Raw genomic sequence first — 21,237 nt, 5'->3', positions numbered from 1 at the left:
GCCGTCATGCTCAGGCGAGATCGTCGGGGGAGACCGTCGGGGGAGACCGTCAGGCGAGCGGCGGGTCGGTCCGGCGACGGGTGAGCAGCAGCAGGAACCGGCCCGCCAGGAGCAGCACCACCCCGGCGCCGACGGCGGCGCTCAGCGCGGTGCCGGTCACCGGGAGGCGGCTGCCGCCTCCGCTCGGCGCGTCGCCACCCGGCGCGGGGGCACTGGCCGACGCGCTCGGCGGTGCGTCGGGCTCCTCGCCGCCGCCGTAGCCGGCGTTGCCGCGGGTCGGTCCGTTGCCGTTGCCGTTGCCGTTGTCGCGGCCCTCGACGGGCGCGGCCGACGGAGCGGTCGCGGCCGCCTCCAGGACGCCGATCGCCAGGTCGACCAGCGTGGTGATGCCCTCGCCGCGCACCACGAGCAGCTTCACCCGCAGGGAGATCGCCTTCGCGTGCACCCCCGAGTCGGTGACCTCCTTGGCGAGCTCTCCGCCGGTCAGGCGCAGGACGAGCGAGGTCTGCGTCGGCGTGGTGGCCAGCCGGCCGGTGCCGCCGAGCAGGCCGCCGACCGCCGGCACGCCGGCCATCTCCGGCAACCCGGGCACGTTGGGCGCCTTGGCCGACCCGGCACTCTCCGGCACACCGGTCTGCCCGCCGCTCTGGATGCTCTCCAGTACCTTGCCCAGCACCGGCACCGCCGCGGCGCCCCCGGGCACGGCGTTCAGCAGGTCGGGAAGGGTGTTGTTCGGCAGCATCGGCATGCCCGGCATCGGCTGCGTGCCCGCCGGTCCCGGAAGGGCGATGTCGAAGGAGCGGTTGGCCTGGTCGAGCTTCACCTCGCGGCCGTCGGGCAGGTCGAGCGCGATGATCGGGGACTGGTAGTCGACCACCGACGACGCGGCCGACCCGCTCGCCACCACCCGCAGCGAGACCGGGTTGAACACGCGCACCCGGAGCGCCTCGAAGATCGCCAGGTTGGTGAGGCCGCCGCTGCTGACCGCCTCGGCGCCGGTTCCACCGCGGTGGCGGACGAAGCCGGTGCGGGTCCCGGTGGTGAAGTTGTCCGCGGCCTGGACCAGCGGACGGCGGCCGGGCAGCACCGCCGCATCGGTCAGCGCCGCGGTCGACTCGGAGTCGACGCCGGCGGCGGTGTCGCACCGACCGGGCGTGCCGTACGCCGACCGCGCGGTGAGGTTGCCGGTGCCGGCCCGGGCCGGACCCAGGGCGAGGCGGCCCGGGTTGACCGCGAGCGGCTCGGCGGCGGGCGGCGCTATGCGGTGGGCGGTCGCGTCGAGCGGACCGAGCGGCGGGGCGAACCCGAGCACCCTGCCCTCCGCGTAGCGGCCCTGCGCGGCGGCCTGGCCGGCGCTGCCGGAGAACCCGGCCCGGCTGCTGGCCAGCGTGAGGTCCACCGTCGGGGGGAGGGCGAGGCCGAGCGGGCGCAGGTCGAGCAGGCGCAGCGTCACGAGGTCACCGGCGGCCGCGGCGCTGAAGCCGGCACAGCCACTCTGCGGCGCGGCTGGCGCGGCCGCCGCGGGCGCGACGGCCAGGCCGGGCGCGACCGCCGCCGCCAGCGCCGCGACCGCGACGGAGGCCGATCGAATCCTTCGGGACAGCGCGTTGCTCATGCAGAAGCTCCTCGTCCGTTGACGGCAGCGGTTCGAGGGCACCAACGACGAGTGGCGGAGGGGAGTTACGCAGAGGTCCCCGCATGAACAACGATCCACCTAAAAAAACGGATACGCCCGATTTCGCCCCTCTTGGGCGCCGATCAAAGCGGAGCTACAGTGTGCCGATGGCGATGCTCTGCGCGGTGAGCTTCAACCGGTACGGCCGCCTGTACTACTTCGATCCGGGCGAGTTCCGCCCCAACGTCGGCGACAAGGTGCTGGTGCCGACCGACGACGGTCCCGAGGTCGCCGAGTGCGTGTGGGCACCGCAGTGGGTCGACGACGCGGGTGACCCGCCGCGCCTGCTCGGCATCGCCGCCGACGAGGACCTCAAGCGCGACGAGCTGCTGCGCAAGCGCAAGGCCGAGGCGAAGGTCGCGGCGAAGAAGCTGATCCGCGAGCACGACCTGCCGATGAAGGTCGTCGCGATCGACCACGTGCTCGACACCGGCGCCGGCCAGGGTCCACGCACCACGATCTACTTCACCGCGCCGCACCGGGTCGACTTCCGGTCGCTGGTGCGCGACCTCGGCGCGACCCTGCACTGCCGCGTGGAGCTGCGCCAGCTCAGCGCCCGCGACTCCGCCCGCGTGCAGGGCGGCATCGGCTCGTGCGGCCGCGACCTGTGCTGCGCCACGTTCCTCACCGACTTCGAGCCGGTGACGATCCGCATGGCGAAGGACCAGGACCTGCCGCTGAACCCGCTGCGCATCTCGGGCGCGTGCGGGCGGCTCATGTGCTGCCTGAAGTACGAGCACCCGCTGTACCAGAGCTTCCAGGCGGCCGCGCCGGCGGTCGGCACCCGCGTGTCCACGCCGGAGGGCGACGGGCGCGTCGTCGGTCACTCGGTTCCGCGTGACGCCGTGATCGTCCGCATGGACGCCGACGGTTCCCGCTGCGCCTGCAGCCGCGCGTCGGTGTGCGGCCCGCGCAAGGCCCACGACGAGAAGTACAACTAGCCGATCCGGATCGGACCGTCCATCAGGCGGTATCCGATCGGCGACGCGGGCTCGATCCACGGCTCGTGCGGTGCCGCGTCCGGGTTGGCGCGCCACTTCCGGCCGACGCGGTCGATCCCGATCGGGTAGATCGTCAGGGTCCCGTCGCGGGCGATGTGCATCCGGAGGAACGACTTGGCGTCGACGATCCCCTGCGCCGCGAACAGCTCGTTGACGTTGACGTCGGCGCTGCTCGCCACCAGCAGGTAGAGGCCGACGAGCAGGCTCGACGCCAGCATCGCCGGTGGCAGGTAGGTCACCAGCGCGCCCAGCAGCGGCAGCGGAAACGTCCAGTCGTGCAGCGGTAGTGCGAGCCACAGCCGCGCGCCGCCGTAGCCGAGGGCCAGGTGGGCGAGGCCGTGTCCGCTGCCGAGCAGCCAGTGTTTCAGCCCGCGTTCCTCACCGTTGGACGGCATGGCGAACGCGACGGTCGCTCCGAGCACCACCACGATCATCACGACCAGCGGGATCGTCACGAGGCTGCGCGTCACGCCGCTGTCGACCCGCTGCATCGCGTTGCTGTACGCCAGCATCAGCAGCAGGTGCACGAGGCCGATCATCGTGACGAACCCGAAGTTGCGCCGCTGCAGCCGGCCGAAGATCCCCCACGCGAACCGTCGCGACGTGGCCGCCGACGGAAACGTCTCCTTCCGGTCGAAGATCTTTTTGGGACTGGCGTTGCGCACCCGGCTTCGGGCCGGTGGCACGGTCAGCGTGTCCGGCAGGCGGTGGGTCGGGTAGAGGTAGGCCCCGCCACCTCCGCAGGTGATCAGTTCCCGGTCGCCGGACGAGTAGCGCGCGTAGTGGTGCATGTCGCCGGCGATCATCATCCGGATGTCGGCCCCGCGCGGCGTCAGGATCTTGCGGACGAAGTAGTCGATGGTGTCGTACGCCGTCGGCGCGTGCCCGCCCTCGACCCAGTCGGGCTTCGGTGGGCACAGGATCACCCGGTCGCCGGGCTGGATCTGCTCGGCCACGGTGCGGAAGTAGGTCAGCTGCGGCTCGTCGAGGTACGCCCCGAACTGCACGTCGATCGCGATCAGCCACCACCGCTGCGGCAGTCGCAGCGCGAAGTACGACCGCTGCTGCCGGGTGTGCCAGGCGCCGACGTGGCTGGCCTCGGCGCGGGCGAACAGCCGCAGGAACGCGGTGAGCCCGTCGTACCAGTCGTGGTTGCCGGGCAGCGCGTACAGGGACGGCTCGGCCCGCCCGGGCGGCACCTCCGGGGACGCCGACCGGTACGGCCCCTCGAACCGGTCCTGGTACTGGCGCCCGCTCGCGGTCGGGTACACCTGGTCGCCGCCCATCACCAGCACGTCCGCGCGCGGCAGTGTCTCCCCGTCGACCGTCAGCTCGGGCTGCCCGAGCAGGTAGGCGATCGTGTAGGTGGCGTCGAACCCGTCGCCGAGGTCGGCCACGTAGTCGAACCACAGGTCGCCGTCGCCTTCCTCGTACAGCTTCGCCGGCAGTCCACTCTGCAGTTCGCGCTTGTCGAGGTACGCGCCGAACAGTTCGGCCAGCACCACGCGCACCGCCGTGCCGGCGAGCAGGCCGGGGCTGAGCCAGGGCACCGGTCCGTGGCGGGTGTAGCCGAGCTCGTCGGAGGTCAGGTTCTTCGGCCGGCCGGGCCGGTCACCGGCGTCGGGCGCCGGCGCGTGGCCGCCCCCGGTCGCGGCTCCGCCGAGGCTCTGGTCGGCGCCCGCCGTGAGCGGGCCCGTTCGTAGCGGTTCCGCGTCGTCGGTGCTATCAGGATCGTCCGGGACCGGGGAAGTCACGCTTGAGAACCTACCGCCACCGATGCGGTAAACCCCTCGACCGACCGCTGGAGGGGTCGCGTAGACTGTGTAGCCGTTGCCTCCTTAGCTCAGTCGGTCAGAGCGACGCACTCGTAATGCGTAGGTCGACGGTTCGATTCCGTCAGGAGGCTCGTATACACGAGGCCCACATGAGGCCCGCCAACGTCGATGGTCGGATCGCGGAGGCGTTGGCCACCGGTGGCACGTCGCTCGACCTGTCCGGGATGGGTCTGAGCGTGGTTCCCGACCGGATCGGCGACCTCGACCGCCTGACGCACCTTGACCTGAGTGAGAACAACCTGGTCGCCGTGCCCGACGTCGTCCTGCGGCTGACGTCGCTGGAGACGATCAACCTCGCTTTCAACCGGCTCACCGCCGTGCCCGACGCGATCGACAGCCTGACCGGCCTCGTGGACCTGATCCTGGCGTTCAACCGCCTCGGTGACCTACCCGAGACGATCGGCCGCCTGTCGCACCTGACGTATCTCAAGGTGGCGGAGAACCGTCTGACGGCCGTGCCGCAGTCGGTCGGGCGGCTGACCGACCTCACCATGCTGGACCTGATGAACAACCGGCTGACGTACCTTCCGAACTCGGTGTCCCGGCTCCGGAAGCTGCGGTACCTGGGGCTGAAGGGAAACCCGCTGCGCAGGCTCCCGCGCGGCGTCGACCCGGCCGTGGTCAACCGCTGAGTCTCGGCGCCGCGGCTACGCGGGCACCTCGGTGCCGGGCTCCAGGAGCGGTTCCAGCAGGTCGCCCCACTCTTCGGCCCGTTCCAGCACCACCGGCGCCGTCAGTTCGGTGGCCGCCACCTGACCGGCCTCGACCTCGTCCCAGGTCAGCGGCGCACTCACCGTCGGGCTCGGTTGGGCTCTCAGCGAATAGGGCGTCACCGTGGTCTTGGCGGCCGCGTTCTGGCTCCAGTCGATGAAGACCTTGCCCGGGCGCAGGCTCTTCGTCATGCGGGCGGTGATCAGTCGAGGGTGGGATCGCGCCAGCTCCTCGGCCACCCGCTTCGCGTAGCCGGAGACCTCCTCCGACGTCTGCGTGCCGGCCACCGGGCAGCACAGCTGCATGCCCTTCTTCCCCGACGTCTTCGGGTAGGCGTCGATGCCGTCGAGCGCCAGGCGGTCGCGCATCAGGCAGGCGACCTCGCAGCACTCGGCCAGGCCGGCCGGCGGCCCGGGGTCGAGGTCGACGACCAGCAGGTCCGGACCGGTGGCCCCGACCTTCCACTGTGGAGTGTGCAGCTCCAGCGAGGCGAGGTTGGCCAGCCACACCAGCGTCGGCAGGTCGTCGCAGACGACGAAGTCGATGGTCTCCCGGTCGACCTTCGTCGAGCCGGGCACCGGCAACGTCGACAGCCGCACCCAGTCGGGGGTGCCCTGGGGGCGGTTCTTCTCGAAGAAGTTCACGCCGTCGACGCCGTTGGGGAACCGGATGCGGGTCAGCGCGCGGTCGCTCAGGTGCGGCAGCAGGTACGGCGAGATCCGGGTGTAGTAGTCGATCACCTCGCCCTTGGTGAACCCGGCCGCCGGGTACAGCACTTTCTGGAGGTTCGACAGCACCAGCTCGACGTCGCCGACCCGCACCCGCATCCGGTCATTCATCGATCACCTCGCCGGGGTCCTTGTCCGAACGCAGCCGCAGGAAGCGCGGAAAGCGCAACCGCCGGTCGGCCGTGCGCTCGGCGAACTTCAGCTCCACCACGACCTCCGGCCGTACCCACACCGCACCGCGCGAATCCTCGCGGGGGATCGCGGTGGCGAACGGCGGCGACGGCGCGATCAGCGGCCCGAGCACCGACAGCAGCTCCCGCTCGGACGCCGCCGAGATGCCGCCGCCCACCCGGCCGCGGAACTCCAGGCCGTCGGCGCCGGGGACGCCCACGAGCAGCGCGCCCAGCGCCCGCGCGCCGGGCCGGTACCCGCCGACCACGAACTCGCCGGTGCGTTCGACCTTCACCTTGATCCAGTCGGGGCTGCGCAGCCCGGGCCGGTAGACCGACGTGCGCCGCTTCGCGACCACGCCCTCCAGCCGGTTCTCCTGGGCGGCGGCGTACATGGCCTCGCCGTCGTCGAACGACGGCGGCACGAGCCACCGCTCGGAGGCGAGGCCGAGGTCGTCGAGGCGTGCGCGCCGTCGGGTGTAGGGCTCGCCGCAGAGCTCGACGCCGTCGAGCTCCAGGAGATCGAAGATCATGTAGGTGACCGGGAGTGAGCGCGACAATCGCGCCGCGCGGGCCGCGTCACGCACGTGGAAGCGTTCGGCGAGCGCCCGGAACGAGGGCCGGCCGTTCTCGTCGAGCACCGCGACCTCGCCGTCGAGGACGGCGTCGTGTCCGAGGGCAGCCCCGAGCCCGGCCAGTTCCGGGTAGGCGACGGTGATCTCCGGGCCCTTGCGGGCGAACAGCCGCACCGAGCCGCCCGACACCTGCGCGATCGCGCGCACGCCGTCCCATTTGAACTCATACGCCCAGGCGCCGCCGACCGGCAACTGACCGGCCGTGGCGAGCATCGGTGGGTACGGCGTGCCGGGCACGCTGTTCACGATAGATCGCCCATAGGCCTCGCATCCTGGGGAAACGGATGGGATTCTGGGTCGGGGAACCGGCTGGTGAGGGGAGTTCGGGGTGCGGGCGATCTGGAAGGGCGCGGTCTCCTTCGGGCTCGTGTCGATCTCCGTCAAGCTGTACTCGGCCACGGAGGAGAAGGACATCCGCTTCCATCAGGTGCACCGCACCGACGGCGGCCGCATCCGGTACAAGCGCACCTGCCAGGTCTGCGGCGAGGAGGTGTCGTACGACGACATTGCCAAGGGCTACGACCTGGGTGGCGGCGAGATCATCGTGCTCACCGACGAGGACTTCGCCGACCTGCCGCTCACCACGAGCCGCGCGATCGACGTGCTGGAGTTCGTGCCGGCCGAGCAGGTCGACCCGATCTACTACAACAAGTCGTACTTCCTGGAGCCCGACAAGTCGGCGGCGAAGCCGTACGTGCTGCTCCGCGACGCGCTGGAGCGCACTGACCGGGTGGCGGTGGTCAAGGTCGCCCTGCGTCAGCGTGAGCAGCTGGCGACGCTGCGCGTGCGCGACGGCGTGATGGTCCTCAACACCATGCTGTGGCCCGACGAGGTGCGCAAACCCACCTTCGAGTTCCTCGGCGACGACATCGAGGCCCGGCCGGCCGAGCTGGCGATGGCGGGTTCGCTGATCGAGTCGATGGCGGCCGACTTCGAGCCCGACTCGTACTCCGACAACTACCGTGAGGCGTTGCAGGAGGTCATCGACGCCAAGGCGGCCGGGCGCGAGGTCGTGCAGCCGGAGGAGGCCGAGGCGCCGCCGTCGGCCGCGGTCGATCTGATGGCCGCGCTGCGGGCGTCCGTCGAACGCGCGCGCACCGCGCGCGGTGAGAGCGGGGGTGACGACGGCACGACGCCGATCAGCGCCGCGAAGTCCGCCCAGAAATCGGCGCAGAAGGCGGCACCGGCCAAGAAGGCCGCTCCCGCGAAGAAGGCGGCCCCGGCGAAGAAGGCCACCACCGCCAAGGCAGACGAGGCCAAGCCGGCGAAGAAAACGACCAGGGCACGGAAGTCTGCGTGAACTCACGGGAAGTTCGCGGCTGACGGCTGCCGAACGGTCCAAGATCGCGGATATGTTTGGGGCGTTGATCCCAGCACGCCTCAGGAGTCATGAAATGGAGCCGGCAGTACGGTTGGCACGATCCGCAACGATCGCCTGCCGGCTCGTCGAAGCACTCGCGCGGGGCGCGGTGCCGGGCGACGGCAGCGCCGACAACCGTCTCGCCGAGGGCGTCGCTGTCTTCACCCAGCTCGACCCGGCCCAGCTCGCCGCCACCCGGCGGACGATCCTCAGCGGAAACCGGCTGCGCGAGAACCTGGTCACCGCCGCCGTCGGCTGGGCCGAGGCGATCGACCAGGCGCTCATCGAAGGCCGCCCGCTGCCGCCCGACCTGGAGCCGGTGGCGGAGGGCGTCGGGCCCGACCGGCTCGACCCGCTGGCCGCACAGGTCTTCGCCCGGGTCAGCGCCCACGAGGGTGCGCCGGCCGGGCGGAGTCCGCGCCGGCTGATCCTGGTCGCGGGTGCCGGCGCGGTGGCCGTGGCGCTCGTCGCCTGGCTCGTGGTCCGCTCGCTCGGTCCCGAAAGCAGTGACCTGCCGTTCAGCGCCGCCGGGTTCGCGCCCGCCTGCGAGGGCACGGTCTTTCCCGACGCGCCGGCGTACAAGGGCAGTGGGCCGCACCCGACGGTCGTGTTCGACACCGACTACAACGTGCAGCTCAGCGGCAAGTGGAGCACGGTCCCGGAGATCTACGACGCGAGGAACGGGTTCTCGGGCGCCTGGACGTCGGCCAACCCGGGCGAGATCCAGGCGGTGGCCTGTGTCGACCTCGAAGGCGAGCCGGAGGGCGCGATCAAGGAGTGCCCGTACAACGACCGGTCGCGGCCCGAGCCGACGAACCTGCCGATGTACCGGGGCGAGTTCGCCGTGCGCCTGTACGAGGCGCGCACCGGCCGGCTCATCCACGAGGCGCATATCTCGGGCGAGATCATGAAATGTCCGAAGATGGTGCCGGTCGGCGCGACCCACATCTACTCCACCCCGAGCCCGCAGCAGTACATCGAGGCGATCGGCCGTTTCGTCGACGGTTGAATGGGGACCTAGTTACCCGTGGATCTCGCCTTTGCGATCGCGGGCATAGCGGCGTTGCTCGCCGGGCTGCTGCCGCGCCTGGTGGAAGGGCGACCGCTGTCGCTGCCGGTGGCGTTTCTCGGGCTGGGCATGCTCATCTTCGCGCTGCCGCTCGACCTGCCCGTGCCCGATCCGCTCGAGCACAAGGTGGTCGCCGAGCACCTGACCGAGGTGTGCGTGATCGTCGCGCTGATGGGCGCCGGGCTCAAGCTCGACCGTCCACTGGGTTGGCATCGCTGGTCGTCGACCTGGCGGCTGCTCGCGATCGCGATGCCGGTCACGATCGCAGGTACGGCGGTCTTCGGCTGGTGGTGGGCGGGCCTGACCCCGGCGGCGGCGCTGCTCCTCGGCTCGGCGCTGGCTCCGACCGACCCGGTGCTCGCCTCCGACGTGCAGGTCGGCGAGCCCACCGAGGACGAGGACTCCGAAGACGAGGTCAGGTTCGCCCTGACGTCGGAGGCGGGGCTGAACGACGCGCTCGCGTTCCCGTTCGTGTACGCCGCGATCACGCTCGCGCTGAACGAGAGCCTGGTCAAGTGGGTGGCGGTCGACGTCTTCTACAAGCTGGCCGTCGGCTTGCTCGTCGGGCTGGGCATCGGGTGGCTGCTCGGTCGGCTGTTCTTCCGCGCCTCGCAGGACGCCGTGCGGCTGGCCAAGCACGCGGAGGGTTTCGTCGCGCTGGCGGTGACGTTCCTGGCGTACGGGGTCACGGAACTGGCCGGCGGGTACGGGTTCCTGGCCGTGTTCATCTGCGCGGTGATGATCCGTTCGTCGGAGCGGACCCACCACTACCACCAGGTGCTGCACGACTTCGCCGAGCAGGTCGAGCGGCTGCTCACCGTCCTGCTGCTGCTCCTGTTCGGTGGCGCGGTGGTCAACGGCCTGTTGTCGGCGCTCACCTGGCAGCTGGTGGCGGTGGGGTTGGTGCTGCTGTTCGTGCTCCGGCCGCTGGCGGCCTGGTTGTCGCTGCGCGGGTCACCGGGTTCGAAGGGCGAGCATGCGGTGATCGCGTTCTTCGGCATCCGCGGGATCGGCTCGTTCTACTACCTGGCGTACGCCACCGCGGCGGCCACGTTCACGGAGGCCGAGGCGCTGTGGTCGCTGGTGGGTTTCGTGGTGATCGTGTCGGTGGTGGTCCACGGCGTGTCGGCGACCCCGGTCATGCAGCGCCTCGACCGCCGTCACGAACGCACCCCGGACGAATCGGTCACTTAGCCTCGTTCGGCCGCGGGATGAGCTCCGCCGCGCCGCGGTGATCGCCGACGCGGCGCCGATACTTGCAGTTGTGGCCCCATCTAAAGCACGACATGTCACCACATAGGTGCGGCCACAACTGCAAGATCGGCGGGCGGGCCCGGCGGGCGGGCTCGGCAAGGGGCTGCTAGTCGGTGCGGATGCGGAAGTAGACCGTGCGGGAGGCCGGGTCGTACAGGATCGTGGCGCCGGTCGCCTTGTCGAGGTCGGCGTTCGTCTGCCAGGCCGCGTTCGCCGGGGCGAACTGCTGAAGATCGGTCGGGACCGCGGGAGCGTCGGCCGGCGTCCACCGCAGCCCGCGGAGGGCCTCGGCACGCTCCGGCGTGAGCTGGGCGAAGCCCTCGTGGACGGTGCCGATCACGCCGATCTGCGGGCAGGTGTGCGGCGCCGAGTCACGGAAGTGGTAGTGGACCGTGGCGATGCCGCCCGGCCCAGCGTCGGCGCTGCCGTTGCCCGCGCTCCCGGACGGGCCGCCGCTGCCCGACGGTCCCGCGCTTCCCGACGGCGCCGCGCTACCGGACGGCGCCGCGCTTCCGGCGGGCGTGCCGGTCGGGTTACCGCTCGCGAGCGCCGGTAGCAGCGACGCGACCCGGCGCGCGTCGTTTTGGACGGCGCTGACGTACGGGGGCTTCGGCTCGCAGCCGGTGAGGCCGAGCATGTTCGCCGCGAGTACGGCGCCACCACCGCAGATGACCGTCGCCAGCAGCAGGACGGCGACGGTCAGCAGCACCGCCCGCTTCGTTCGGCGGGCGGAGCCGGGTGGGAAGAGCGCGCCGGACACCCCAACGACAATAGGCGATCTCGTTCGACGCCCGGCAAACCCCCTAAACGACCGCCGAGGCCTCGGCCTTCGCCGCCGCCCGTTCGGCCTCGGCGTCCGCGTCGTCGTCGCTGCCCGGCGCGGCCGGACGACCGCCCGCCAGCTCGTGGTTGGGCAGGAGCAGGCTCAGGACCACCGCCAGCACGGTGACCACCGCGGCGGTGAGGAACACCGGGTGCAGCGCGGCGACGAAGCCCTCCTGGATCAGCTCCCGCACCTGGTCGGGCAGCGCGAGGATCTTCGACGGCTCGTTGATCGAGATCGGGCCGCCGCTTCCGCCCGAAGGCAGCTCGGCCGACAGCCGGTTGTTCATCAGCGCGCCGAGCACGGCCACGCCGAGGGCACCGCCCAGTGACCGGGCGAACGTCGCGGTCGACGTGCCGGCGCCCATGTCACGCGGGTCCAATCCGCTCTGCACCGCCAGGACCAGCGGCTGCATGGCCATGCCCAGCCCCGCGCCCATCACGGCCATGTAGATGAACGCCCGCCAGAGCGGCGTGTCGACATGCAGCCCGACGAACAGCGCCAGTCCCGACGCCATAAGTGCCGTGCCGGCGACCGGGAACCACTTGTACCGGCCGATCGCGCTGATGACCCGTCCGGCGACGATCGACGCACCGATGATGCCCATCATCATCGGCAGCATCAGCAGCCCCGACTCGGTCGGCGTCGCGCCCTTGACGATCTGCAGGTACAGCGGCACGAAGATGATCGAGCCGAACATCGCGAACCCGAGCACCATCGTGGCGGCGGTGGCCAGCGAGAACGACCTCCCCTTGAACAGCCGCAGCGGCAGGATCGGCTCGCTCGCCCGCGTCTCGACCGCCAGGAAACCGGCCAGCAGCACGGCGGCGGCCGCGAACAACGCGATGATCGTCGCCGAGCCCCAGGCGTACTCGGTGCCACCCCACGACAGCGCCAGCAGCAGCGAGCTCACGCCGCTCACCAGCAGCAGCGCGCCCCACCAGTCGATCCTGTGCTCGCGGCGGTGGACCGGCAGCGCCTTCAGCACCACCGCGCACAGCGCGATCGCTACGACGCCGAGCGGCAGGTTGATGAAGAAGATCCAGCGCCAGTCGTGCTCGGCGAAGTAACCGCCGGCCAGCGGGCCGACCACCGAGGAGAGGCCGAACACGGCACCGAAGAGCCCCTGGTAGCGGCCCCGCTCCCGGGGTGGCACGGCGTCGGAGATGATCGTGAACGCCATCGTCATCAGGCCGCCGGCGCCGAGACCCTGGATGCCGCGGAAGATGATCAGCTGGGTCATGTCCTGCGAGAACCCGGCGAGCGCCGAGCCGATGAGGAACATGGCGAGCGCGAACAGCTGCACCGGTCGCCGGCCGTAGAGGTCGCTGATCTTGCCGTACAGCGGCGTCGACGCGGTCGACGCGAGCAGGTAGGCGGTGACGACCCACGAGTAGTGCTCGATGCCGCCGAGCTCACCGACGATCGTCGGGAGAGCCGTTCCCACGATGGTCTGATCGAGCGCCGCGAGCAGCATGCCCGTCATCAGGCCCGCCATCAGCAGCCAGAGCTGCCGACGGCTCAACGTCGTGGTCACCATGTTTCTACTTCCCCTCGTCGTGGGCTGCCATGGCCGCGTTGAACCGCCGCATCAGCAGGGCGAAGTCGGCCCGCTCCCGCTCGGTCCAGTCGGACAGCATCGTGCGTAACCACTGCTGGAAGCGCGCACGCTTACGGTTGAAGAGGTCAGTTCCAGCATCCGACGCGGCGATGAGGCTCGCCCGGCGATCGGCCGGATCCGGCGTGCGAACCACCAGGCCCTCGGCCTCCAGTGCGGCGACCTGCCGGCTCACCACGGACAGGTCGACCACCATGTCGCCAGCCAGGGTGGACAGCCGGGCCGGGCCGTCGGCCACGAGCCGGTGGAGGAGCTGGAAGGCGGCCCGGTCGAGCGCGGGACCGTCGGGATCGGCCCGCCGGCTCTGCATCCGCGTCATGCGGCGCATGAACTGACCGAGCTCGCGGCTGATCGCCGCGTACTCGTCGAGCTCGTCGCCGGTCATCTCGGATCTCCCTCACCGTCATTACTTGCTTGACACAAGCATCCAACCGCGAGACGCCCATCCGCAACGGGATACAGATCACGTAGCCGGTTGTCGGAAGAACGACCACGCTCAGCACTGGACCGGTACGGGTCCCACCGGCTGAGAATGGCCGGGTGATTCCCGAGCCTCTTGCCCGCACGCCCTCGTTCTCCCGGCTCGACGACCTGTCGGCGCCGATGGCGTCCCTGTTGATCGGCGCGTTGGAGTCGATGGCCGCGAACCCCGAGATCCAGCGGGTCCGGCGGGTCGCGTGGGACGCGTTGAGCCCGGCACCGGGCCGGCACCTGCTCGACGCGGGATGCGGCGCCGGCGAGGTGGCCCGCGAACTGGCCGCGGCTGGCGCCGACGTGGTGGCACTGGATTACTCGGCCGCCACCGTGGCCGCTGCCGCCGACCGGCACGACGGCGGCACCGTCCGGTACCTGACCGGCGACGTCACCCGGCTCGACTTCCCCGACGCGACGTTCGACGGCGTGCGCTGCGAGCGGGTGCTGCAGCACCTGGCCGAGCCCGACCGGGCCATCGCCGAGCTGGCCCGGGTCACCCGGCCGGGCGGGCGGATGTGCCTGGTCGACACCGACTGGGAGTCGCTGGCCGTCGACGGGCTGCCCGCCGACCTCATGGACGCCGTCCGGGCCCACTTCGCCAACCAGGGCCAGCCGCACCACACCGGGATGGGCCGCACCCTGCGCCGCCGGCTGGTCCGGGCGGGCCTGCGCGACGTCACGGCGATCCCGGTGGTCTGCTACTTCACCCACCCGTCACAGATCGGGTTCGTGCTGCCGATGTTCAACGCGGCCGTTCCGCCCGAGGCCGGCCTGGTGCCCGAGTCCATCCGCGACACCTGGTTCGCCGCGATCGAGAACGCCGGCGTCCGCGACGAGTTCCTCGCGGTCCTGACGATCTGGGTCGCCCGCGGCACCGTGGGCAGCTGAGACGGCGGCGGCGGGGGAGCGTCGGTAGGCTGGCCGCATGAGTGAGCCGCCCTCGCCCGAGTCCCCCTGGGGGCGGCCGGCCGCTGGGCCACCACCCGGGTCACCAGATTCCGCGCCTCCGGGTGCGCCGGCTTCAGGCCAGCCCTATTCCGGCGCGCCGACCCCGGCCTATCCGGGAGCGCCGGCCTCCGGCCAGCCGTATCCGGGCGCGCCGGCCTCGGGCCAGTCGTATCCGGGCGCGCCGGCCTCCGGGCAGCCGTACCCGGCGCCCCCGCCGCCGGTTCAGCCTTATCCCGGTGCACCGGCCGCCGCCGCATATCCGGGCGGTGCGCCGCAGGGCACCGGGCTGATGCCCGCCGGCGCGCACGTCGAGTTCGACACCGCCGCGCAGGCCTGGGCGGCGGCGCCCAAGCCGCCGAAGACCATGCAGTGGAAGCGGCTGCTCCAGCTCATCAGCCTGTGTGCGTTCATCGGGCTGTGCGGTCTGGCGCTGCTGATCTTCGTGGGCGTGAACATCGGACCGGCGGCGCTCGCGGTCGGCATCGTCAGCGCGGTGATTCCGGTGCCGCTGCTGGTCTACGCGTTTCTCTGGCTCGACCGGTACGAGCCCGAGCCGGTCAAGTACCTGGCGTTCTGCTTCGCGTGGGGTGCCTGCGTCGCCACGTTCGTCGCGCTGCTGGTGAACACCGGGGTCGGTTGGCTGCTCGAGCGCAACGACATCTCGGAGCACTTCGTCACGGTGGTGTGCGCGCCGGTCATCGAGGAGATCATGAAGTTCCTCGGTCCGCTGCTGCTGTTCCTGCGCCGCCCGCGGGTCTTCTCCGGAACCATCGACTCGATCGTCTACTGCGGCCTGTCGGCCACCGGCTTCGCGTTCGTCGAGAACATCCTGTACCTGGGTGGGCTCGGCTACGCCCGCGCGGCCGAGGAGGGCGGGGTCGTCGCCGGTGCGCAGGGCGTGGTCGTGCTGTTCTTCGCCCGCATCCTGATGAGCGGGTTCGCCCATCCGCTGTTCACCTCGATGTCGGCGATCGGGCTCGGCATCGCCGTGCGGTCTCCGTCGAAGGGGATCCGGATCCTGGCGCCGCTCGCCGGACTGCTGGCGGCGATGATCCTGCACGGGGCGTGGAACGGCATGTCGGTGCTGGTGCAGGTCACCGAGGAGCCGCTGGTCTTCCTGTACGGCTACTTCGCGGTGATGATCCCGATCTTCCTCGGGATGGTCGGCTACTCGTTGTGGCTGCGGGCCGGCGAGGGTCGCCTGGCCGAGCGGGTGCTGCCCGAGTACGTGCGTGCGGGCTGGCTGTCGCCGCCGGAGGTCGCCGCGCTCGGCACGATCGGGCGGCGGCTGTCGGCCCGGCAGTGGGCGAAGCGGGTGGCCGGACCGGAGGGCGCCAAGGCGATGAGCGCCTACCAGTTCGACCTCACCCGGCTCGCGCTCCTGCGTGACGGCATGTGGCGGGGTCTCAACGTCGGGCCGAACGACCTCGAGTCGACGCTCGCCGAGGAGCGCCGCCTGCTCGACTCGATCAGCGCGTACCGGCGGGTGTTCACCGGCCGCGACCCGGCCGCTCCACAGGCTCTCTGGGACGGGCGGCAGTACCAGGTCGCGTTCCCCGACGGGGTCATCCGGGCGGTTCCGGCACCCGAGCAGCCCGTGGTGCCCGTACCGGTGCGGCTGGCGCCACAGGCGCCCGGCTACGGCTACCCGACCTACCGCTAGTCGCCTCCCCCGGCGACAAACCAGCTATGTGCGGCGCTCACGCCGGTCCCATAGAGGCCGGAACCTACAGGTAGAGGCCGGTCGCGTCGTTCTCGACGCGCCTCGCCGCCACGGCGTGGACGTCGCGTTCGCGGAGCAGGATGTAGTCGCGGCCGTGCAGTTCGACCTCCGAGCGCTCGTCGGGGTCGAACAGCACGCGGTCGCCCGAGACGACCATGCGCACATTGGGGCCGACGCCGACCGCGGTGGCCCACGACAGCCGCTTGCCCACCGACGCCGTCGCCGGAATGACGATTCCCGCCGAGGAGCGGCGCTCACCCTCGGCACCTTCGAGGCGGACCAGGATTCGATCGTGGAGGAGACGGATGGGCAGTCCGTTCTCGGAGGAATCGTCAGGGTGACTCACGGCAGTGACGGTACACCGCCGCCTTTCCTGGGCACGCTACGGTGAACGCGGCGAGAAGCCGCTGGTTAAGGGGGACAAGTGGGCCGGTTGCAACGGGTCGGTTCGGGCTTCCGGCGCTTCTACTCGGCGACCCGGGCCACCATGCGGGAACGTGAGCGCGAGGCGAGCGTCGAGGCCCTCGGTGGTCCCGAGATCATCGCGAAGCAGGCGGTGGAGAGTCCGCAGTCGGGCAACGGCGTGCGTGCCGATCCGCCCATCGCCACGGCACCGTCGGTGTCGAGCCGCGACGACTCCGAGGTCTCCAAGGAGCTGCGCATCGCCGCCGCCTACGCGTGGCGGCTGATCATCCTGGCCGTGGCGCTGGCCGGGGTGCTTTACCTGGTCGGCCGGCTGTCGCACGTCGTCATCCCGCTGGCGATCGCGCTGCTGCTGTCGGCGCTGCTCGGGCCGCTGGTGCGGTTCCTGCGGGTCAAGGCGAAGTTCCCGCCGTCGCTGGCGGCCGGGCTGGTGCTGGTCGCCGGGCTGGCCGCGGTGATCGGCACGTTGACGCTGGTGGTCACGCAGATCGTCGACAAGTTCGACGTGCTCTCCCGCAACGCCACCGTCGGTGCCACGCGGGTGCGCGACTGGCTGCAGGACGGTCCCCTGAAGCTCGAGACCAGGCAGATCGACAACGCGATCGAGACCGCGCAGAACTGGCTCACCGAGAACCAGGGCCGGTTCGTCAGCACCGCGCAGTCCACCGCCACCGCCACCATCGAGGCGCTGGCCGCGTTCTTCCTCGTGCTCTTCGCGACGTTCTTCTTCATGCGCGACGGCGACCGCATCTGGCGGTTCCTGGTGCGGATCTTCCCGCGGAGGGCCGAGGAGCAGGTGCACGACGCGGGCGTCGCCGCGTGGGCGACGCTCGGCGCCTACGTGCGGGCGACGGTGCTGGTCGCGTTCATCGACGCGCTCGGCATCGGCATCGGTCTGTACTTCCTCAAGGTGACCCTGTGGTTCCCGCTCGCCGCGCTGGTGTTCCTGTTCGCGTTCGTGCCGATCGTCGGTGCCACGCTGTCGGGAGCGGTCGCGGTGCTGGTCACGCTGGTGGAGCGCGGACCGTGGCAGGCGCTGATCGCGTTGATCATCGTGATCGCGGTGCAGCAGCTCGAAGGCCACGTGCTGCAGCCGCTGATCATGGGCCGGGCGGTGGCGATCCACCCGCTGGCGGTGATCGTGGGCATAGCGGCGGGGGTCGTGCTCGCCGGCATCATGGGCGCGCTGGTGGCCGTCCCGATCATCGCGGTGCTGAACACGGCCGTGCGCTTCCTGGTCCTGAAACGCAAGGAGGCACCACCCGATTCGGTGGTCGTCGCGTCGGAAGCACCCTAAGGAGCGCCCGGGAGTGTCGGTTCCGGGACCCTACGGACCGGCACCCTGTCGCTACTCTGTCGGCCATGGTCGACGAGCCCACCGTTGAATTCCGCTGGGACGGCTTCGAGCCCAGCGACCCCGACGCCGACGAGGCCCTGTACCGCCTGAAGCAGGAAGGTGCCGACGCGGCCATTCCCGCGGGTCCGGCGCACGGCATCGCGGTGGTGCCGATCATCCTCGGCGCCGTCGCGGTGGTCGCGCTGGCCAAGGCCGTCAAGAGCTTCCTGGACGACATGAAGCCGGGCATGGTGATCGACGCCCGCGAGGAGCAGATCAAGATCACCAAAGACAAGACGTTGGGACGCGGCACCGTGCTGTTCATCGACAAGGACGGCTCGACGCGTCTGGAGAACCCGAACTCCGAGAAGCTCACCGAGCTGATCAAGAGTGCGGTGAGCGGGCTCAAGTGAGCCCGGTCGCGGAGGACGCTCTCGCCCGCTACCCGGAGCCCGACCGGCGTCCGCTGCAGGTGTACGCGTTCGACCCGATGGTGGCGCGGCTGTCGGGCCAGGAGACGACGACGATCTCGGTGCCGTACGAGCCGCTGCGTCCCGGTCCCAGCGGCGAGCTGATCCAGGTCATCGACTACGACAGCGTCGCCGGCTGCTACTACGAGCCGGTCAACCTCGACGATCCGCGCGTGCTGCTCCTCGACGGGCTGCCGCCGAGCGAGCGCGACCCGCGGTTCCACCAGCAGATGGTCTACGCGGTGATCAGCGCGCTGCTGGAGAACTTCGAGCGGGCGCTGGGTCGCCGGTTCCGGTGGCGCGGCGACAAGCGGCTGCGGGCGTTCCCGCACGCGTTCCGCGGCCGCAACGCGATGTTCGACCCCGACATGGACGGCACGCTGCAGTTCGGGTACTTCCGCGCCGACGAGAAGAACCCGGGCCGCAACCTACCCGGGCAGACCGTGTTCACCTGCCTGTCGCACGACATCATCGTGCACGAGGCGACGCACGCGCTGGTGCACCGGTTGCGCGAGCGGTACAAGGACCCGACGAACCTCGACGTGTACGCGTTCCACGAGGGGTTCGCCGACGCGGTCGCGCTGTTCCAGCACTTCACGCTGCCCGACATCGTCGACCGGTACATCCAGCAGAACCGCACCGACCTCACCACCCGCACCCCGCTGGTCGACCTGGCCGAGCAGTTCGGTGAGGGCAGTGGCATGGGACGCGCGTTGCGCAGTGCCATCGGCGAACCGCCCGACCCGGCGCTGATCAACCGGACGTTCGAGCCCCACCGACGCGGGTCGATCCTGGTGGCGGCGATCTTCGACGGCTTCTTCACCGCCTACCAGACCGGCATCGCCGACCTGCTGCGCATCGCGACCGCGGGGTCCGGGGTGCTGCCCGAGGGCGCTCTGCATCCGGATCTGGTGCGTCGGGTCTCCACCGAGGCGCGCCGGGCGGCGCAGCGGATCCTCACGATGTGCATCCGGTCGTTCCAGTACCTGCCGCCGGTCGACGTCACGTTCAGCGACTTCCTGCGGTCGATCGTCACCGCCGACCGTGACCTGTACCCGAGCGACGAAGACGGCCTGCGCGCCGCGCTCATCGAGGGCTTCCGGCGCCGCGGCATCTACCCGTCGGCGGTGTCGTCGCTGGCCGACGAGGCCCTGTCGTGGCCCGACGCGGCCGACCTCGGTCTCCCACCGATCGACCGCGACGTGATCAACGCGCTGGTGCTCGACACGGCCGTCGGGTTCCGCGAGCGGCGCGGGGAGGCGCAGGCCACCAAGCCGGTGTTCGACCCGGCGTGGGCGGCGGCGAAGCTGCACCAGTACGCGCAGGCGAACGCGGCAAAGCTGGGGCTCACCGGGCCGGGGCGCATCAAGGTCGACGGGTTCCACGCGGCGTTCCGGCACGGTGCCAACGGGCAGCTGCGGGTCGACGTCGCCGTGCGGTACCTGCACTCGGTTCCGGCCGAGGTGCAGCGCAAGTTCGGTGCCGCGCTGGGCGGGGTGCCGCTGCGGGGCGGCGCGACCGTCGTCGCCGACGCGACCGGGCGCGTGCGGCACGTCATCACCAAGCCCGTGCCGACCGACCCGAACGCGACCGGTGCCACCGACGGTGGGGTGGCACGGATGGCCGCGGTGCGGCAGTGGGTCGCCCAGTTCGACGGCCACGACCTGCTCGTGCCGTGGGTCGAGGCCGGGTCGCGGGTCACGCAGTCGTTGAACTTCGCCCGTATCGACAGCGCGTTCTGAGGGAGGGCCGTCGTGGTCGCGACCGTGCGGATGTACAACGTCGGTTTCGGTGACGCCTTTCTGGTGACCGTGCCGCGGCGCGGCCGGCCGTGGCGGATGCTGATCGACTGCGGTGTGCACATGCACGGCGCGAGCGTGCATGCCCTCGACACGGTCGTCGAGGACATCATCGCGACCGTGGCCGCCGACTCCGACGACCGGCCGCGCCTCGACGTCGTGGTCGCCACCCACCGCCACCGCGACCACATCGCCGGCTTCGACAACGAGCGCTGGCACGACGTCGAGGTCGGCGAGGTGTGGCTGCCCTGGGTCGAGGATCCGGAGGACGCCGACGCGGTGGCCCTGCGCAACCGCCAGCAGGCGGCGGCGCTCACGCTGCACGGGCACTTCGCGGCCGGCGGCGACGACGAGCGGGCCGCGTTCGTGATGAACTCGCTCAGCAACGACGACGCGATGTGGGTGCTGCAGAACGGCTTCGCCGGCCAGCCCCGCCGGCGGTACGTGTCGGCGCAGGGCGCCAAGGCGCACCCGCTTCCGGGGGTGCGGGGCGGGTGCGTCTACTTTCTCGGGCCGCCGCGCGACCCGCGTCACCTCGCCGTGATGGACCCGCCGAAGGGCCAGCGATGGTTGAACGCGGCCGTCGCCGGGGTGTCCGCGCCAACCGACCTTTTTCCCGGCTTCGCCGTTCCGGCGACCGACTTCGCGCGCCGGCACCCGCACCTCGCGGTCGACGACAAGCTGCTGGAGTCGTTCCGCGAGGAGCCGGTCGACACGTTGACCGCCGCGTCGCTGCTCGACCGCGCGGTGAACAACACCAGCGTGATGTTCCTGCTGCAGGTCGGTGAGGCGCTGCTGCTGTTTCCGGGTGACGCCCAGTGGGGCGCCTGGCGCCCACTGCTCGACGACGCCGACGTGCGGTCGCTGCTCGGGCGCACCACCCTCTACAAGATCAGCCACCACGGCAGCCACAACGGCACGCCGGTCGAGGTGGCGAGCGACGTGTTCCGCGGGGTCACGTCGCTGCTGTCGGTGCGGCTGATCGAGCGCTGGGCGCACATTCCCAAGAAGGAACTGGTCGACTCCCTGCTGAAGGCGCCGCGGACGGTGGTCTCGTCGCTCGACGAGGCGGCGTTCGAGGGGGTGCGGACGCACCCGCAGGGCCTGTGGAAGGAGGTGACCGTCGCTACCTAGCGTCCTGCGTCAGTTTCCCGGGATCCGTGTGGCACAACGCCCCTCCCCGCC

General features: G+C 71.1%; 19 protein-coding genes and 1 tRNA gene. 12 read left to right on the top strand and 8 right to left on the bottom strand.

The window, feature by feature from the left end; all coding sequences use genetic code 11:
- Positions 1-49 precede the first annotated feature (49 nt).
- Complete coding sequence (locus Voc01_RS47625; RefSeq protein ID WP_203934419.1) at positions 50-1,615, bottom strand: hypothetical protein; 1,566 nt, start codon at positions 1,613-1,615, stop codon at positions 50-52.
- A gap of 167 nt (positions 1,616-1,782) precedes the next feature.
- Between Voc01_RS47625 and Voc01_RS47620 the strand changes: the two genes are divergently transcribed.
- Entirely contained in the window at positions 1,783-2,616 is an 834-nt protein-coding gene (locus Voc01_RS47620; RefSeq protein ID WP_203934418.1) for a PSP1 domain-containing protein, read from the top strand.
- Here the strand turns inward: Voc01_RS47620 and Voc01_RS47615 are convergent.
- Positions 2,613-4,430 carry a metallophosphoesterase family protein gene (locus tag Voc01_RS47615; protein WP_239161020.1) on the bottom strand — a complete coding sequence of 606 codons (1,818 nt, stop codon included), beginning with the start codon at positions 4,428-4,430 and terminating at the stop codon, positions 2,613-2,615. The two genes, Voc01_RS47620 and Voc01_RS47615, sit on opposite strands and share 4 nt — an antisense overlap.
- A 78-nt stretch (positions 4,431-4,508) precedes the next feature.
- On the opposite strand from Voc01_RS47615, the gene Voc01_RS47610 reads away from it, so the two are divergent.
- Positions 4,509-4,582: transfer RNA gene (locus tag Voc01_RS47610), tRNA-Thr, on the top strand.
- Between the two features lie 18 nt (positions 4,583-4,600).
- Positions 4,601-5,143: a leucine-rich repeat domain-containing protein gene (locus Voc01_RS47605; protein WP_203934417.1), complete on the top strand. Its 543-nt coding sequence runs from the start codon at positions 4,601-4,603 to the stop codon at positions 5,141-5,143.
- 15 nt (positions 5,144-5,158) lie between these two features.
- Here Voc01_RS47605 and ligD (Voc01_RS47600) read toward each other — a convergent pair whose 3' ends face one another.
- Positions 5,159-6,061, bottom strand: coding sequence for a non-homologous end-joining DNA ligase (ligD, locus tag Voc01_RS47600; RefSeq protein WP_203934416.1), 903 nt, complete (start codon positions 6,059-6,061; stop codon positions 5,159-5,161).
- Positions 6,054-6,992, bottom strand: a complete 939-nt coding sequence (gene ligD, locus Voc01_RS47595) for a non-homologous end-joining DNA ligase (RefSeq protein WP_203934415.1) — start codon at positions 6,990-6,992, stop codon at positions 6,054-6,056. The genes ligD (Voc01_RS47600) and ligD (Voc01_RS47595) overlap by 8 nt, the downstream gene beginning before the upstream one ends.
- A gap of 91 nt (positions 6,993-7,083) precedes the next feature.
- Between ligD (Voc01_RS47595) and ku the strand changes: the two genes are divergently transcribed.
- From ku to Voc01_RS47580, 3 genes are all read left to right on the top strand, one after another.
- Entirely contained in the window at positions 7,084-8,055 is a 972-nt protein-coding gene (ku, locus tag Voc01_RS47590) for a non-homologous end joining protein Ku (protein ID WP_203934414.1), read from the top strand.
- Positions 8,056-8,167: 112 nt separating this feature from the next.
- On the top strand, positions 8,168-9,124 hold the full coding sequence (locus Voc01_RS47585; protein WP_203934413.1) for a hypothetical protein: 957 nt from the start codon (positions 8,168-8,170) through the stop codon (positions 9,122-9,124).
- Positions 9,125-9,142: 18 nt separating this feature from the next.
- Positions 9,143-10,378 (top strand): cation:proton antiporter, encoded by a 1,236-nt coding sequence (locus Voc01_RS47580; RefSeq protein WP_203934412.1) that lies wholly within the window; start codon positions 9,143-9,145, stop codon positions 10,376-10,378.
- A 166-nt stretch (positions 10,379-10,544) separates the two neighbouring features.
- On the opposite strand, the gene Voc01_RS47575 is transcribed toward Voc01_RS47580, so the two are convergent.
- The 3 genes from Voc01_RS47575 to Voc01_RS47565 are packed head-to-tail and all read right to left on the bottom strand — an operon-like array spanning position 10,545 to position 13,264.
- Positions 10,545-11,198, bottom strand: a complete 654-nt coding sequence (locus Voc01_RS47575) for a hypothetical protein (protein WP_203934411.1) — start codon at positions 11,196-11,198, stop codon at positions 10,545-10,547.
- Between the two features lie 43 nt (positions 11,199-11,241).
- A complete protein-coding gene (locus Voc01_RS47570) occupies positions 11,242-12,801 on the bottom strand; it encodes an MDR family MFS transporter (protein ID WP_203934410.1) in 1,560 nt (519 codons plus the stop codon).
- 4 nt (positions 12,802-12,805) lie between these two features.
- A complete protein-coding gene (locus Voc01_RS47565; protein ID WP_203934409.1) occupies positions 12,806-13,264 on the bottom strand; it encodes a MarR family winged helix-turn-helix transcriptional regulator in 459 nt (152 codons plus the stop codon).
- Between the two features lie 155 nt (positions 13,265-13,419).
- On the opposite strand from Voc01_RS47565, the gene Voc01_RS47560 reads away from it, so the two are divergent.
- Together Voc01_RS47560 and Voc01_RS47555 are read left to right on the top strand one after the other, a co-directional pair.
- The gene (locus tag Voc01_RS47560) at positions 13,420-14,241 is read left to right on the top strand and encodes a methyltransferase domain-containing protein (protein WP_203934408.1); all 822 of its coding nucleotides are present in this window, start codon (positions 13,420-13,422) and stop codon (positions 14,239-14,241) included.
- 349 nt (positions 14,242-14,590) lie between these two features.
- The gene (locus Voc01_RS47555) at positions 14,591-15,964 is read left to right on the top strand and encodes a PrsW family intramembrane metalloprotease (RefSeq protein ID WP_203934407.1); all 1,374 of its coding nucleotides are present in this window, start codon (positions 14,591-14,593) and stop codon (positions 15,962-15,964) included.
- Positions 15,965-16,028: 64 nt separating this feature from the next.
- Here the strand turns inward: Voc01_RS47555 and Voc01_RS47550 are convergent, their stop codons facing one another.
- On the bottom strand, positions 16,029-16,370 hold the full coding sequence (locus Voc01_RS47550; RefSeq protein ID WP_203934406.1) for a GroES family chaperonin: 342 nt from the start codon (positions 16,368-16,370) through the stop codon (positions 16,029-16,031).
- A 78-nt stretch (positions 16,371-16,448) separates the two neighbouring features.
- Here Voc01_RS47550 and Voc01_RS47545 point away from each other — a divergent pair, with 78 nt between their 5' ends.
- The 4 genes from Voc01_RS47545 to Voc01_RS47530 all read left to right on the top strand — a co-directional run bounded on the left by Voc01_RS47545 (position 16,449) and on the right by Voc01_RS47530 (position 21,186).
- The gene (locus Voc01_RS47545) at positions 16,449-17,744 is read left to right on the top strand and encodes an AI-2E family transporter (RefSeq protein ID WP_239161019.1); all 1,296 of its coding nucleotides are present in this window, start codon (positions 16,449-16,451) and stop codon (positions 17,742-17,744) included.
- A 65-nt stretch (positions 17,745-17,809) separates the two neighbouring features.
- Positions 17,810-18,196, top strand: coding sequence for a hypothetical protein (locus tag Voc01_RS47540; protein ID WP_203934405.1), 387 nt, complete (start codon positions 17,810-17,812; stop codon positions 18,194-18,196).
- Positions 18,193-19,995 carry a gluzincin family metallopeptidase gene (locus Voc01_RS47535; protein ID WP_203934404.1) on the top strand — a complete coding sequence of 601 codons (1,803 nt, stop codon included), beginning with the start codon at positions 18,193-18,195 and terminating at the stop codon, positions 19,993-19,995. The genes Voc01_RS47540 and Voc01_RS47535 overlap by 4 nt, the downstream gene beginning before the upstream one ends.
- A 12-nt stretch (positions 19,996-20,007) precedes the next feature.
- Positions 20,008-21,186: a ComEC/Rec2 family competence protein gene (locus Voc01_RS47530; RefSeq protein WP_203934403.1), complete on the top strand. Its 1,179-nt coding sequence runs from the start codon at positions 20,008-20,010 to the stop codon at positions 21,184-21,186.
- The last annotated feature ends 51 nt before the right edge of the window (positions 21,187-21,237 follow it).

The organism is Virgisporangium ochraceum, assembly GCF_016863655.1.
Taxonomy (GTDB): domain Bacteria; phylum Actinomycetota; class Actinomycetes; order Mycobacteriales; family Micromonosporaceae; genus Virgisporangium; species Virgisporangium ochraceum.
Note: the sequence above shows the minus strand (reverse complement) of the source record. Positions and strands in the feature narration are given on the sequence as shown.

What these genes read in the sequence shown, in the direction of transcription:
- Voc01_RS47625 (WP_203934419.1), bottom strand. Translation starts at nt 1,615, where the DNA reads ATGAGCAACGCGCTGTCCCGAAGGATTCGATCGGCCTCCGTCGCGGTC.
- Voc01_RS47620 (WP_203934418.1), top strand. Translation starts at nt 1,783, where the DNA reads ATGGCGATGCTCTGCGCGGTGAGCTTCAACCGGTACGGCCGCCTGTAC.
- Voc01_RS47605 (WP_203934417.1), top strand. Translation starts at nt 4,601, where the DNA reads ATGAGGCCCGCCAACGTCGATGGTCGGATCGCGGAGGCGTTGGCCACC.
- ligD (WP_203934416.1), bottom strand. Translation starts at nt 6,061, where the DNA reads ATGAATGACCGGATGCGGGTGCGGGTCGGCGACGTCGAGCTGGTGCTG.
- Voc01_RS47570 (WP_203934410.1), bottom strand. Translation starts at nt 12,801, where the DNA reads ATGGTGACCACGACGTTGAGCCGTCGGCAGCTCTGGCTGCTGATGGCG.
- Voc01_RS47565 (WP_203934409.1), bottom strand. Translation starts at nt 13,264, where the DNA reads ATGACCGGCGACGAGCTCGACGAGTACGCGGCGATCAGCCGCGAGCTC.
- Voc01_RS47555 (WP_203934407.1), top strand. Translation starts at nt 14,591, where the DNA reads ATGCCCGCCGGCGCGCACGTCGAGTTCGACACCGCCGCGCAGGCCTGG.
- Voc01_RS47540 (WP_203934405.1), top strand. Translation starts at nt 17,810, where the DNA reads ATGGTCGACGAGCCCACCGTTGAATTCCGCTGGGACGGCTTCGAGCCC.